Annotated in this window: 13 protein-coding genes and 3 tRNA genes; 6 read left to right on the forward strand and 10 right to left on the reverse strand. The window is 76.3% G+C overall.

The genetic code is table 11. The features are described from left to right. Positions 1-3: 3 nt before the first annotated feature. Together ACK586_RS00745 and ACK586_RS00750 are read right to left on the reverse strand one after the other, a co-directional pair. Positions 4-2,067 (reverse strand): transglycosylase domain-containing protein, encoded by a 2,064-nt coding sequence (locus ACK586_RS00745; protein WP_409328547.1) that lies wholly within the window; start codon positions 2,065-2,067, stop codon positions 4-6. Positions 2,068-2,234: 167 nt separating this feature from the next. Further along, positions 2,235-2,441, reverse strand: coding sequence for a hypothetical protein (locus ACK586_RS00750; protein WP_409328548.1), 207 nt, complete (start codon positions 2,439-2,441; stop codon positions 2,235-2,237). Between the two features lie 197 nt (positions 2,442-2,638). Here ACK586_RS00750 and ACK586_RS00755 point away from each other — a divergent pair, with 197 nt between their 5' ends. Further along, positions 2,639-3,322: a phosphodiesterase gene (locus ACK586_RS00755; RefSeq protein WP_409328549.1), complete on the forward strand. Its 684-nt coding sequence runs from the start codon at positions 2,639-2,641 to the stop codon at positions 3,320-3,322. A 144-nt stretch (positions 3,323-3,466) separates the two neighbouring features. Beyond that, positions 3,467-4,477 carry a glycosyltransferase family 4 protein gene (locus ACK586_RS00760; protein ID WP_409328550.1) on the forward strand — a complete coding sequence of 337 codons (1,011 nt, stop codon included), beginning with the start codon at positions 3,467-3,469 and terminating at the stop codon, positions 4,475-4,477. A 50-nt stretch (positions 4,478-4,527) separates the two neighbouring features. Here ACK586_RS00760 and ACK586_RS00765 read toward each other — a convergent pair whose 3' ends face one another. From ACK586_RS00765 to ACK586_RS00785, 5 genes are all read right to left on the reverse strand, one after another. Further along, positions 4,528-5,721 carry a PucR family transcriptional regulator gene (locus tag ACK586_RS00765; RefSeq protein WP_409328551.1) on the reverse strand — a complete coding sequence of 398 codons (1,194 nt, stop codon included), beginning with the start codon at positions 5,719-5,721 and terminating at the stop codon, positions 4,528-4,530. 56 nt (positions 5,722-5,777) lie between these two features. Beyond that, the gene (locus ACK586_RS00770; RefSeq protein WP_409328552.1) at positions 5,778-6,098 is read right to left on the reverse strand and encodes a TraR/DksA family transcriptional regulator; all 321 of its coding nucleotides are present in this window, start codon (positions 6,096-6,098) and stop codon (positions 5,778-5,780) included. Between the two features lie 482 nt (positions 6,099-6,580). Then, positions 6,581-6,654: transfer RNA gene (locus tag ACK586_RS00775), tRNA-Phe, on the reverse strand. A 27-nt stretch (positions 6,655-6,681) separates the two neighbouring features. Beyond that, positions 6,682-6,755: transfer RNA gene (locus ACK586_RS00780), tRNA-Asp, on the reverse strand. Between the two features lie 46 nt (positions 6,756-6,801). Further along, a tRNA-Glu gene (locus tag ACK586_RS00785) sits at positions 6,802-6,874 on the reverse strand. Positions 6,875-7,022: 148 nt separating this feature from the next. Here ACK586_RS00785 and ACK586_RS00790 point away from each other — a divergent pair. After that, a complete protein-coding gene (locus tag ACK586_RS00790; RefSeq protein WP_409328553.1) occupies positions 7,023-7,685 on the forward strand; it encodes an AMIN-like domain-containing (lipo)protein in 663 nt (220 codons plus the stop codon). Between the two features lie 56 nt (positions 7,686-7,741). Here ACK586_RS00790 and ACK586_RS00795 read toward each other — a convergent pair whose 3' ends face one another. From ACK586_RS00795 to ACK586_RS00805, 3 genes are all read right to left on the reverse strand, one after another. After that, positions 7,742-8,074 carry a hypothetical protein gene (locus tag ACK586_RS00795; protein WP_409328554.1) on the reverse strand — a complete coding sequence of 111 codons (333 nt, stop codon included), beginning with the start codon at positions 8,072-8,074 and terminating at the stop codon, positions 7,742-7,744. Between the two features lie 100 nt (positions 8,075-8,174). Next, positions 8,175-9,719 (reverse strand): metallophosphoesterase, encoded by a 1,545-nt coding sequence (locus tag ACK586_RS00800; protein ID WP_409328555.1) that lies wholly within the window; start codon positions 9,717-9,719, stop codon positions 8,175-8,177. Between the two features lie 94 nt (positions 9,720-9,813). After that, on the reverse strand, positions 9,814-10,305 hold the full coding sequence (locus ACK586_RS00805) for a GtrA family protein (protein ID WP_409328556.1): 492 nt from the start codon (positions 10,303-10,305) through the stop codon (positions 9,814-9,816). 147 nt (positions 10,306-10,452) lie between these two features. Here ACK586_RS00805 and ACK586_RS00810 point away from each other — a divergent pair, with 147 nt between their 5' ends. The 3 genes from ACK586_RS00810 to ACK586_RS00820 are packed head-to-tail and all read left to right on the forward strand — an operon-like array spanning position 10,453 to position 12,720. Beyond that, positions 10,453-10,905 carry a VanZ family protein gene (locus ACK586_RS00810; RefSeq protein WP_409328557.1) on the forward strand — a complete coding sequence of 151 codons (453 nt, stop codon included), beginning with the start codon at positions 10,453-10,455 and terminating at the stop codon, positions 10,903-10,905. 18 nt (positions 10,906-10,923) lie between these two features. Next, positions 10,924-11,796, forward strand: a complete 873-nt coding sequence (locus tag ACK586_RS00815) for a Rieske (2Fe-2S) protein (RefSeq protein WP_409328558.1) — start codon at positions 10,924-10,926, stop codon at positions 11,794-11,796. A gap of 24 nt (positions 11,797-11,820) precedes the next feature. Further along, complete coding sequence (locus ACK586_RS00820) at positions 11,821-12,720, forward strand: hypothetical protein (RefSeq protein ID WP_409328559.1); 900 nt, start codon at positions 11,821-11,823, stop codon at positions 12,718-12,720. The last annotated feature ends 318 nt before the right edge of the window (positions 12,721-13,038 follow it).

Below are 13,038 nucleotides of genomic sequence, written 5' to 3' on the forward strand. Positions count from 1 at the left end.
CCGTCAGGGCCCGGGCGGCCCGTCCTGGGGACCCGACCCCGGCCGTTGCGGTGGCGGAGGCTCGAGGGGCAGGCCGGCCGGCGGGAAGGGGACGGCCGGTTCGGCCGACAGGACCGGCAGCATCGCGTCGCGCCACACGCGGGCGCCGCGGCCGCCGCCGAAGGAGCCGACGTCCTGGTTGCGCTTGGGGTTGAGCGCCATGACGCTCGCGGCGTACCGGGGCGTGTAGCCCACGAAGGCGACGGAGAAGCGGTTCTGGCTGGTGCCGGTCTTGCCCGCCACCTGGTGACCCGGGATCCGCGCCTGCAGCCCGGTTCCGTACGGCGCCTCGGTGTCGCCGACGAGGACCTGGTTGAGCGTGGTGGCCACCGCCGGGGGGATGGCCTCCGGGGTGCAGTCCGCCGCGGGGACGACCGGCGGGCCGCCCAGCTCGAGCGCGAACGGGCCGCCGGCGGCGTCGGAGATCGCGGTGACCGGTACCGGTGCGCAGCGGGTGCCCTCGGCGGCCAGCGTCGAGTACGCGCTCGCCAGCGCCAGCGGGCTGGTGGCCTCGGGCCCGAGGGTGAACGACCCGCGGTTCTCGGCCACCACCTGGTCGGCGATGGGATCCAGGGAGAACAGGCCCATCCGCTGGGCGGCGCGGACCGGCCCCTCGACGCTGCCCAGCTGGTCCTCCAGCGCCACGAAGTAGGTGTTGGAGCTGCGGACCAGTGCCTCGGCCATGTCCAGCGTCGACGGGTAGTTGCCGACGTTGGCCACCGTGTACGGCTCGGTGCCGTTGCGGTAGACCGACGACACGTACGGGCTCGGCGTGGTGATGACGTGGTACGGCGGGAAGCCGGCCTCCAGCGCCGCGACCGCGACGAAGGTCTTGTACGTCGACCCCGAGCCCTGGCTGGCCACCACGTTGAGGTTGACCGACTCCTGCGCGGGGTCGGCGACGTCGTAGCCGAAGACGCGGTTGACGCTCATCGCCAGGACGTGCCCGGTGCCGGGCTCGACGGCCGTGAACATGATGGCCAGCGGGTCGCCCAGGGGCAGCTCGGTCAGCACGGCGGCGTCGCCGGACCGCTGCAGGTCCGGCCGCAGCGTCGTCTGCACCACCATCCCGCCGGCGTCCAGCCTCTCCTGCGGGATACCGAGGCTCTGGGTCAGGTGCTGCTGCACGTAGTCGCAGAAGAAGCCGCCGATCGCCGCGGCGACGCAGCCGTTGGGCGGCGGTGGGGAGGGCGCCACCTCGACCGGGCGCCCGGCGAGCTCGTCGAACTGCGCCTGGCCGATGGAGCCGACGTCCAGCATCCGGGCCAGCACCTGGTCGCGGCGGACGACGGCGCGGGCGGGGTCGGCGAGCGGGTTGTCGGCCGTCGGGGTGCGCACGAGGCCGGCCAGCATGGCGGCCTGGGGGAGGGTGAGATCGGCTGCGTCCACCGAGAAGTACCGGCGGGCGGCGGCCTGCACCCCGTACGCGCCCTCACCGAAGTACACGGTGTTGAGGTAGCGGGTGAGGATCTCCTCCTTGGAGTACGCCTCCTCGAGGCTCAGCGCCAGCCGCGCCTCCCGCAGCTTGCGGCCGACGCTCTCCTCCGTGGCGGCGCGCCGCTCCTCGGCCTCGGTCGCGGTCTGCACCAGCGTCTGCTTGACCAGCTGCTGGGTGATGGTGGAGCCGCCCTCGCGCACCGACCCGGCGAGGACGTTGCGGGCCAGCGCCCGCAGGGTCCCCTCCACGTCCAGGCCCTGGTGCTCGTAGAAGCGGCGGTCCTCGATGGCGACCAGCGCCTGGCGCATGACGTCGGCGATCCGGTCCCCGGGCACCGGCTGCCGGTTGCGGTCGTAGAAGTAGGTGATCACCGAGCCGTCGGCGGCGAGGACGACGCTGGGGCCGGGGAAGGTCCGGTCGGTGAGCTCCACCGGCAGCGGGGCCAGCAGGTCCGCCGAGGACTGCGCGGCCAGGCCGGTGCCGACCACCCAGGGGGCCAGCGAGGCGGCGACCAGGGCGCCGGCCAGCGGGATGGCGACCAGCAGCAGTGCGGCCGCCCGGAGGCGGGGGTGGCGGCGCCGTCGGGCCATCGATCGTCCTGCCCGTCCGCGGGTGCGCGGCCCGGCGGGCCCGGGCGTGCCCCGTCGGGACGATCATGTGCCCGACCGGGGGCCGGGGACAAGTCGGTGCGGCCCGGCCGTCCGGAGCGTCCCGGCGGCGCTGCGCCGCAGCCGCCGGGACGCCGGGTCCAGGGGGATCAGCGGATGGCGGTGATCTCCGAGGTGCCCGTCTCCGTCAGCGGGGACCAGGCGTCGGGGTGCGGGCGGCCGGTCTGCGCGGCCCACGCTGCGGCGGGCGCCGTCCCCGTGCGCGGAGCCGGGCGAGCGCTCAGGGCGACGATGAGCACGAGCAGCAGGAGCAGCCCGACGAGGATCCCACCGATGACCAGGAGCGTGGTGAACATGTACCGAACGTAAGGGGGTGACCGTTCCGTGTCACCGGCGCCGCGGTGGCGAATAGCCACGGACATCCGGCTGGCATTGTGCAGGTCCTGCCAGACGCCGCCAGGTCGGCCCGGCGGGGTCCTGGCGGGGTCGCGCAGGGCGGGATTCGCGCCCCCCGGCGGGGTAGGGGAGCGCCGTCCCACGACAGGAGGCTGCTGTGACCACCGTCCCCGAGCTGGCCGGCCGGGCCGTCGCCGCGCCGCTGGGCGCCGTGGCCCACTGGCGCCGCGGCAAGCCGATGCACCCCCGCGGCACGGTGGTGACCGGCGTCCTCGACCGGGCCGGCGGCCTCGGCACCGGCGTCGAGTGGCTGGACCGGCCGGCGCGGGACCGCGTGACCGTCCGGCTCAGCCGGGGGGTGGGGCTGCCCGAGCCGTGGCCGGACCTGCTCGGGCTGGCGGTCCGCGCGCCCGGCGCCGCCGGGCCGGTGGACCTGCTGCTGTCGTCCACCGGACGCGGACCGCTGACGCGGCTGCTGCCGACGTTCCGGACCGACGCCGGGCGGCCCTTCTCGTCCATCATGGGCTACCGCTCGCCGGCCGGGACCCTGCGCTTCGCGGCCTGGACGGCGGGCGGCGCGCGCCCGGTGCCCTCCGACCCGCGGCCGCTGCTCGCCACCCTGCGCGACCGGCCGGTGGAGTACGCCGTCGCGGTCGCCCGCGGGCTCGGCGCGTGGCGGCGCTTCGCCACGTTGACGATCGGCGAGCCGGTCGAGGAGACGGACCCCGACCTGCGCTTCGACGCCGTCCGCCACCCTCCCCCGCAGCTGGTCGCCGACGGCCCGATGGCACGGTTCCGCGCGCCGGCCTACGCCCGGGCGCAGCGGGAGCGGGTCTCCTGAGCCCCTCCTTCGGGTGACGCAGTCCACCCAGGTGACCACGCGGGGTTGCCGGAGTGGATGCTGGGTAGCCGGACAGGGACCTACGTCCCATCGAGAGCACCGCCCTGCCGTCGCGTGCTCGGCGTCAGGAGGAGTGCCGTCCGAGTGGACCCCGAACAGCCGTCGCGGGCAGCGTCGCCCGCGATCCGGGTGGCCTCGATCCCGCACCGCGACCCCTATGTCGACGCCGTGCTGCCCGACGGCGTCGTCCGCGTCGGTCCCGACCACCGGCCGAGCCGCTGGCTGGACCCCGCGTACCTGACGGCGCACGCCGCCGAGGTGGACGTCGTGCACGTGCACACCGGCTTCGGGCACCTGCCCGAGGACGAGGTGGACAGCTTCACCGAGGCGATCCGCCGCACCGGCGTGCCCCTGGTGGCGACCGTGCACCAGCTGCACGACCCGGCCCAGCCGCTGCCCGCGCGGCACGAGGCGCACCTGCGTGCCCTGCTGGCCACCGCGGAGGTGGTCTTCACGCTGACGCCGGGTGCGGCCGACGAGATCGCCGAGCGGTACGGGCGGACGGCGATCGTCGTCGCCCATCCCTCGCTCGCCGTGCCCGACCCCGTGGTCGGCGGCGAGCGGGGGCTCGTCGGGCTGGCCCTGCGTGCGGGGGCCCGCGTGCCCGACCCCGCCGGTGTGGTCCGCGCCGCCCTGCACGGGGCACTCAACGGCGGCGGGCGGCTGCGGGTGTTCCTCGAGCCCGGCCACCGGCTGCCGGACCTCGGTGACCTGGCCGACAGCGCGGCCCTGGAGCTCGTCGTGCTGGACGAGGACCGCTGGCCGGCCCAGCTGCAGGAGCTGCACGTCGCCGTCCTCCCGGAGAGCTGCGGAACCCACTCCGCGGAGCTGGAGATCTGCCGCGACGTGGGCACCCGGGTCGTCGCGCCGAGCTGCGGCTGGTTCGCCGACCAGTGGTCGGACGTGGTGACCTACGGCAACGACGAGGAGCGCGGACTGGACCCGGTGTCGCTCAACGGCGCCGTCGCCGCGGCACTCACCCGCCCCGCCCCGCGCCCGGCCGACCGCGCCTGGCGGGAGCAGCAGCGGACCGCGGTGCAGGACGTGCACGCGCAGGTCTACGCCCAGGTGGTCGGGGACCGGGTCCCGGGCTGACCCGGAGGAGAACGGGCGGCGTCACGCCCACGGATCTCCTCCGCCCGCGGTCAGGGGTCGACCGGTAGCGCCCGCGCCGGCCACTCCAGCAGGCGCGCTCCCCGTGCCGCCGCGTGGAGGGCGAACCGCTGGTCGGGGTCGGCCACGCCGTGACCGGTCAGCTCGGCCACCCGGGCCAGGCGGTAGGTCACCGTCCGGACCGAGACGCCCAGCCGCCGGGCGGCCTCGGTGGCGACGTCCCCGGCCGCGAAGTAGGCCAGCAGGGTCTCCAGCAGCGGCGCGGCGCCGCCGCGGGCGCGGTCCAACGGACCGAGGACCTCGCGGACCAGGTCGACGATCGCCGCCTGGTCGCGGCCGAGGACCCGGTGCACGAGCAGGTCGCGCGGGTCCACCACGTCGGGATCCAGGCCGAGCCGGTCGGCCAGCGCCAGCGCCTCGCGCGCCTCCTCGTAGGAGCGGGCCACGCCGTAGGCGCCGGGGAACGCGCGGCCGGCCGCGACGCGCCAGGGGCGGGCTCGGCCCAGGTCCTCGCGCAGCGCACGCCCGAGGGCCAGGCCGGAACCGGACGGCTGCCCGCCGGCGGCCGTGCCCGGGACGACGACCACCACCCGGCCGTCCTTGGTGGCGACCAGCACGTCGCGGTCGCCGAACCGGTCGACCACCCGTCGCTCCAGGGCGATGGCCGCGCGGTCGACGGCCGCCTGGCCGTCGCCGGGCTCGGCGAGCGCGACGTGGTGCGGGGCGCCGAGGTCGATGCCGAACGGCTCGGCCCGCTGGACCATGCGCGAGACGTCGGCGTCCCCGCGCAGGAGGTCGTCGACGAACTCGCGGCGCAGCGCCTCCTCGTGGCGGATGAGCGCCCGGCGCTCGGCCTGGTGGCCGTCGACCAGCACGCCGACGGCGTCGTCCAGCACCCGCAGCACCGCTTCCGCCGCCCGGCGCACCTTCTCCGGGTCGGCGGAGCGCGCGACCGCCGGCAGCTGCCGCCACAGCCGCCACGCGGCGGACAGGTACAGGTCGACGGCGGCGCCCGCGGCCACGCCCTGCGTGGCGGCCTGCCGGCCCAGCTCCCGGACGGCCGCCAGGTCCTGCGGCAGCGGCCGGCGTCCGGTGATGGCCGCCTCGGCCAGCATCGGCAGGTACCCGCCGAGCAGCTCCGCCGGCACCCGGCAGGCAGCGGCCGCCGACGTGCCGACCGCGGTCAGCCAGTCCTCGGGGGAGTGCTGCGCCCCGCCGTCGGTCATGTCCCCTCCCGTGCCGCCGCCGCCAGTCTGCCGGTGGCCCGCCCGGGGTGCCGCCGTCAGCGCGCCTGGCAGGCCACGCAGGTGGCAGCGAACGGCCGGAGCTCCAGCCGCTCCTCGGGGATGGCCGTGCCGCACCGCTCGCAGCTACCGTACGAGCCGGCGTCGATGCGGGCCAGCGCGGCGTCGATCTCCTCGATCGTCCTGCGCAGGGTGGCACTGCGCTGGACGGCCACCGGGTCGGGCAACGAGGCGACGGTCTCCGCGAGTGCGGCCTCTCGCTGGCGGACGCAGTCGTTGCGCTGGCTCTCCAGCGCGGACCGGAACGCGGCCCAGCGTGCGGTGCCGGTGGTGGTGGAGCGGGTGGTGGCCGTGGTCATGGAGTCCTCCTGGGGGACGAGGGAGACGGGGCGCCGGCGGGATGCGGACATCCCGCGCGCGACTCGCGGGAGGCGCAGGGGCGGGACCGCCGGGGGCGGGGCGTCGCGCGGCGCTCAGCTGCCGGGCGGTCGCCGGCGGCCGGGGGACGACGGCCCGGGCGGAGCTGCGCCGATCACGTCCCCTCCTCCCGCGCAACGACTGGCGCGCCCCCCGGTCCGGAGGGCGCATCCCGAGCATGCGACTCCGGGGCGGGCAGCGGTACGGCAACGATCGGCGACTTGCCGGCCCCCTCCTTGCCCGTCACCGGCAAGGAGGGCGGCCACCGGCTCGCCAGGGCCGCGGACGGCACCGGCTGCCCGCGGGTGAGGACCGGGCAGGGAACGCGGCCCGGGACTGCTCGGCGGCCGGTAGGTGCCCGGGGACGGACCGCGGCCAGCCGCAGCCGCCGCGAGCGGGTCGCAGCCGCCGCGAGGAGGAGGTGTGGGCAGGGGCGGGGTCGAACCGCCGACCTCTCGCTTTTCAGGCGAGCGCTCGTACCGACTGAGCTACCTGCCCCGATCCGGCGATCGGTGCCGCCGAAAGCGACCCTGACGGGACTCGAACCCGCGACCTCCGCCGTGACAGGGCGGCGCGCTAACCAACTGCGCTACAGGGCCTTGCTGTGTCCTTCTGGTGCGTCCTGCGGTGGTGCGTCGTGCTGCGTGCCCCCAACGGGGTTCGAACCCGTGCTACCGCCTTGAAAGGGCGGCGTCCTGGACCGCTAGACGATGGGGGCTCGGTGTTCGCCGGGGGCGTGGAGAACTGTACATGGCCCGCCGCCGGTGTCTGGACGGGGGGCCGTCCCCGGGTGTCCGGGGGCGACACGACGCGGCGCGGGGCCACGGGTGCCCCGGTCGGTGCGGCTCCCCTGCGACCCTCGCCGGGTGAGGACGCGCCGATGCACGACCCCGGTCCAGGCCCTGCTGGCCGCTGCCCTGCTGCTCGCGGGCTGCGGCGCGGACGACGACGGCAGGCCCGCCGGCTCGACGGGTGCGGCGGGCGACACCGCGGCGAGCGGCACGGCATCGCCGGACGGGGGGGACGGGGGAGGGTCCGGCGAGGGCTCCGCCGGGAACGGCGGGGACGGGTCGGGCGACTCCCCGCCGTTCCCGTCCGACGTGCAGCCCGACCGGCAGGAGGCCTCGGCCGGCGCCCAGGTCACCGTGACCGACATCCGCACCGGTGGGCACGAGGGCTTCGACCGGGTCGTGTTCGAGGTGGCCGGGGAGGGGGCGCCCGGGTGGGACGTCGGCTACGTCGAGGACCCGACGTCCCAGGGCAGCGGGGCGCCCGTCGAGGTGGCCGGCGAGGCCGTGCTGATGGTGACGCTGACCGGTGTCGGCTACCCCTTCGACACCGGCGTCGACCAGTTCGAGCCCGGTGGCCCGGTCGCCGGGCCGGGCGCGGCGGTCACCGAGGTGGTCCTCGGTGCGACGTTCGAGGGGACGACGGAGTCCTTCGTCGGGACGACGGGGGAGTCGCCGTTCCGCGTCTACCTGCTCGAGGGCCCGACCCGGGTCGTGGTAGAGGTCGCCGACCCGTCCTGAGCCGACCCGTCCTGAGCCGGGCCGGGCGACGCCGGGCCGTGCGACGCCGGCCGGGATCAGCTCAGCGACGCGGTCAGCCTCACCTCGTCGCCGGAGACGGACGTGCACTCCAGCGTCAGGCCGGCGGCGGAGACGCTCTCGCCCTCGGCGCAGGAGACGCTGGAGCCGCCGACGCTGATCGACGCCCGGCCGTCCTGGACGCCGCCGAGCCGGATCGAGGGGCCGATCGGGAGGTCGACCTCCGCACCGTCGCCGTCGAGCGTCACGGTGCAGGAGTTCGTGTCGCAGGAGAACGTCTGCGAGGTGAACGAGCAGCCGGCCGCGCTGAGCAGGACCGCCCCGGCGGCGAGCAGCGCGCCGGCGAGTCGGGCGGTGCGGATCGTGGTCATGCCGGGAGCGTAGGGCGGCCGCCTGCCGGATCCGCCGAAGTGGCCACTTCGGCGGACTGTCCCGGGTGGCCACGTCCGCCGAAGTGGCCACTTCGGCGTGTCAGTCGGTGTCCTCGCTCGTGCCCTCGTCGCCGGGCGCGTCGCTATCCCCGCCGCTATCCCCGTCCCCGGCGGCGTCCTCGTCCAGCGCCACGAGCGTGCGCTCGATGGTCACCTCGGTCTCGCCCAGCCCGCCGAGGGTGATGTCGTCGTAACCGGTCAGCTGACCGGTCTCGGCGTCGAGGTACAGGACGGTGCAGGTCAGCGGCTCGGGGTACTCCCCCTGCAGCGCGCGCAGGCCGGCGCCGCCGGTGGACCCCTGCACGAGCAGCAGCGTGCCGCCGTCCAGCGTCGTGGTGCGGCGGTTGTGCGTGTGCCCGGCGAGCACCAGGGGGACCACGCCGTCCAGCGGAGCCGCCTGCTGCGGGTCGTGCACCATCGCGATCGCCGGCGGTGTGGGCAGCTCCTGGGCGATCTCGGCCAGCTGCTCGCCGCTGGCCTGGAGCGACTCCTCGCCGACGTCGTTGGCCGGGTCGGGGGTGAAGCGCGGGTCGCGGGTGCCGACGATCGTGAGGCCCGCGACGGTCGTCGCGCTGTCGTCCAGCACCGTGGCGTTCGGCTGGGCCGCCACGAGGGCGGCGGTCACCGCCGAGTCGTGGTTGCCCCGGATGAACACGTACGGGACGTCCAGCCGGCCGATCGAGGCGATGGCCTGGTTCTCCGGCTGGCTGCCCCAGTCGGTGATGTCCCCGGTGTCGAGGACGGCGTCGACCCGGAACTGGGTGGCCACCTGGTTCATCAGGTCGAAGCCGGCGGGGTTGAGGTGGATGTCGGAGACGTGCAGCAGCACGACGGTGCCGGTGCCCCCGCCGGGCGCCGGCAGCGCGGAGAGGGCGGCGTACAGCGTGCTGACGTTGCCGACGAGGTCGGTCAGCGAGGCGCGGTAGGCGTCGAAGCGGGTCACGATGTCCTGCGCGTCCCCGATCAGGCCCGGGGCGTTGGCGAGCAGACCGGTGTAGGTCGGCTGGGCCAGCGCGTCGGGCCGCCAGGTTGCCGCCCCGATGCCCCCGGCCCCGGCCAGGACGACGACGACGGTCCCGGCCGCCACCAGCGGCTCCCGCCAGCGACGGCGGTAGACCACCGCCGTGAGCAGCACGGCGCCGCCGACCGCGGCCAGGGACGAGCGCACCACCAGGCTCGTGACCGCGTCGCGGAGGTCGGCGGTGACCCGGTCGACGAGGCTGTCCATCCGCCGGGGGTCCTGGACCAGGGCGCGGATGCGCGCCTCGTCGGCCCGCTGCAGCTGCACGTCCAGGCCCAGCGGTCCGTCGTAGGCGTCGACGTCCAGGGCGCCCAGGGGCGGGATGTCGAGGGCGACGCCGCCGCCGGTGGGGCTCACGCTGAACCGTGCGTCGAACGGCCCGAGCGGCGCGTCCACCCTGCCGAACAGCAGCAGTCCGACCAGCGCGCCGGTGAGGGCGACCAGTGCGCACAGCCCCCACCGGCCGGCGGTGCGCAGCCGGTTCCGGCGGGGCCGGTCGCGCGCCGGGACGCCGTCCGCGGGAGGGGGCACCTCGGCCGGCGGCGCGTCGGTCGGCTCGCTCATCCCACCAGGCTATTGAGCGCCGCCTCCGGGGGCCCGCCGACAGGCCATCTGCCGCGGTCCCGCCGGGAGAGCGGGCCGCGACCGGCCGCGGTCCTCAGTCCAGCTGCTCGGCCCGGGGCCGGAACAGCCAGCGCAGCGCGACGAAGCGCAGGGTGCCGATCGTCACCGTGACCAGGGCGACCAGGCCGAACTGCACCACCGGGTCGTCGGTGCCGGTCGCGGCGGTCAGCCAGGCCAGGGCGACGCTGGTGGAGACCAGGCCCGCGATCGACAGGGCCCCGCCCTCGACCTGGGCGGTCAGGAAGCCGACCCGCTCGCCGGCCCGGAACGTCAGCCGGCGGTGCATGTCGTTGGCCAGCACCGAGGTGACCACCGAGCCGATCCAGTTCGCCGGCTGCTCGCCGAGGCCGTGCAAGGTGACGAAGATCAGTGCGTACAGCGCGCTGGTCGACCCGCCGACCAGCACGAACCGGGCGAACTGCGCGATGGCGTCGTCCCCCCGGACCCTCCCCAGCGCCGCCTCCACCCACACGCCCCGCGGGCGGGAGAGGGTGGCGCACGACATCGTCAGCTCCTGGGTGGACACGCAGACCGTTCTGCAGCTTCCTCCTGGGAGCTGCCCGGACGCCAGCGGTATTCCTGCTGTGAGCAGTGCCTTCACCCGGGGGAGGGGTGGAGGCGGCCCCCAGGTCGCGTCCAGCCGCCGCACAGGCCGGCCGGGGACCGTGGCTGCATGACACCACGGCGCACCGACGGAACGGGAGCACTCCGGGTGCCGGGGGTGCTTCTGGCGCTGGCGGTCCTCCCGGTCGTCCTGGTCACCCTCAGCCCGGCGGGAGCCGGCTGGGCCTGGGGCGACCCGGTCACGGAGGTCCGGTGGTACCTCACCGGCCTGCACTCGCCGCCCGTGCTGCTGCAGCTGGTGGGCAACCTGCTGCTGCTCGCGCCGGCGGCGGTCCTCGCGGTGCTGCGCTGGCCGGTCCTGCGCCGGCCGGTGCCGCTGGCGACCGCCGCGGTGGCGGCCGGGACGACGGTGGAACTCCTGCAGTGGGCACTGCCGCTGGGCCGGGTGGTCTCACCGGTGGACGCGCTGCTGAACGCGGCCGGGGCGGTCGCCGTCGGGCTGCTGGTGGCCGCTGTCATCGCTCCGTGGCCGGGCGGCGTGCCGGGGGGCCGCCGGGGGTAGGGGGCGACCATGGGACTGATGGGTTTCCTCGATCGCCTGGCCGACGCCGATGCCTTCGACAAGGCGACGGAGCCGGCCCGCAAGGCCGTGCAGTCGGCGCTCAGGCCCGGCGCGCTCAAGGACTTCCTGCACGGCACCTGGCTGGGGCACCCGCTGCACCCGGTGCTGGTCCAGGTCCCGGTCGGCAGCTGGGTCTCGGCCGGGATCCTCGACGCCATCCCGCGGATGCGGCCGGCCGCGACGGTGCTGATCGGCACCGGCGTGGCGGCGTCGCTGCCCGCCGCCGCCTCCGGAGCCGCCGACTGGTCCGAGCAGGGCATCGGCGTCCGGCGGCTCGGCGTGGTGCACGCGGCCCTGAACACCGTCGCGCTGGGGTTCTACGTCGGCTCGCTGGCGGCCCGCGCCACGGGCCGCGGCACGCTGGGGCGCGTCCTGGCCTACGCCGGGCTCGGATTGGCCGGGAGCTCGGCCGCGATCGGCGGCCACATGTCCTACGCCCAGTCCTCGGGCGCGTCGCACGCGGCGACGGCGGCACGGGCGCTGTCCTCGGACTGGATCGACCTCGGCCCGCTCGACGACCTGCCCGAAGGCCGGCCGGCACTGCGCACCGGGACGGGCAGCGGTGTGGCGGTCCCGCTCGCCGCCGTCCGCCGGGGTGGGCGGGTCGACGTCTTCGTGGGGGCCTGCTCGCACCTGGCCGGACCGCTGTACGAGGGGCGCGTGGAGGAGGTGCGCGGGCACGCCTGCCTGGTGTGCCCGTGGCACGACTCCGCGTTCGACCTCGACAACGGCGAGCCGCGGCGCGGACCGGCGGCCAATCCGCAGGAGAGGCTCGAGGTGCGGATGCAGGCCGGCCACGTCATGGCGCGGCTGCCCAGCCACAACCGGTAGCCCCGCGCTCCTACGCTGCCGGGCGTGAGGCGGACGGCGGCCCGGGCGCTCGCACCGGTCGTGGCGCTGGTGGCGGTCCTCGGCGGGGCGGCGTGCGGCTCCGGCGGCTCCTCGTCGTCGCCGCCCGCGCCTGCGCCGTCCTCACCGGCGTCGTCCTCACCGGCGCTGCGCTCGGGCCCGCCGGTGCCGCCGGTGGCCGGCATCGCGGCCGAGGTGGTGGAGAACCGGACTGATCGTGCCGCCGGCGGGCAGGTCCAGGTCAAGGTCACCGACACGGGGACCGAGCCGTTCGCGGTGACCTCGGTGGCGCTGGACTCGCCGGGCTTCACGCCGCTGGCTCCCGTCGCGGTGACGGCCTCGTTCGTGCCGGGACGGCGGATCGACCTGCCCACTCCCTACGGGGCGCCGGTGTGCGGCAGCGCGGCGGAGCCGGCCGCCGCGCGGCTGACCCTCGTCCGGCCCGGCGGGGCGGTGGAGGAGCTGCGGGTGCCGCTGGTCGCGGAGGTGCTGGCCGGCGTCCACGCCCGGCTGTGCGCGGCGGAGGCGGTGCAGGAGATCGTCGCCGTCTCGGTGGTGGGCCTGGCGCCGGCCGGTGACACCCTGACCGGCCGTCTCGCCGTCACCCGGACCGGGGGCGCCGAGGCCGGCGTGACCGTGACGCGGGTGGAGGGCAACGTGCTGTACACCGCGGAGGCCGAGCTGCCGCTGGAACTGGGCGCGGGCGAGCGCGAGGTGTCGGCCGGGCTGATGATCACCACGGCGCGCTGCGATGCCCACGCGCTGGCCGAGACCAAGCAGCCGTACCTGATGCCGCTGGCCGTGGCGGTCGACGGCGGGCCGGAGGTCGTGCTCGACCTGCCGCTGGACGAGGTGCAGCGGGGTCAGCTGCGGGAGCTGACCGAGCGGGTGTGCGTGCCGTCCTGAACGCCGGACCGGCCCGGCCGCCCCGGGGGGAACGGGGCGGCCGGGCCGGGGCCTGGCGTCCGCCGGCCGGGCGCGCGCGGCGCAGTCCGGCGGCGGAACGGAGATGACGCTAGGTAACCGGCGGGGTCGCCGCGATCCCCTGACCGGGTGACGCCGCCCGGTCGGGTGCGCGCTGCGTCACCATCGACCGGGGTGGCGTTCAGGTCACCGCGGGGATGGGCACCGGGCGGCGATGTTCTTCCTCTTCTCCTCCCGTCTCGGCTGCCTGGGCTCGCTGCTGGTCTCCGCGGTGCTGACGCTGCTGGTGCTGCTGCTCCT

This window comes from Trujillonella humicola (assembly GCF_046233715.1).
GTDB lineage: Bacteria > Actinomycetota > Actinomycetes > Mycobacteriales > Geodermatophilaceae > Trujillonella > Trujillonella humicola.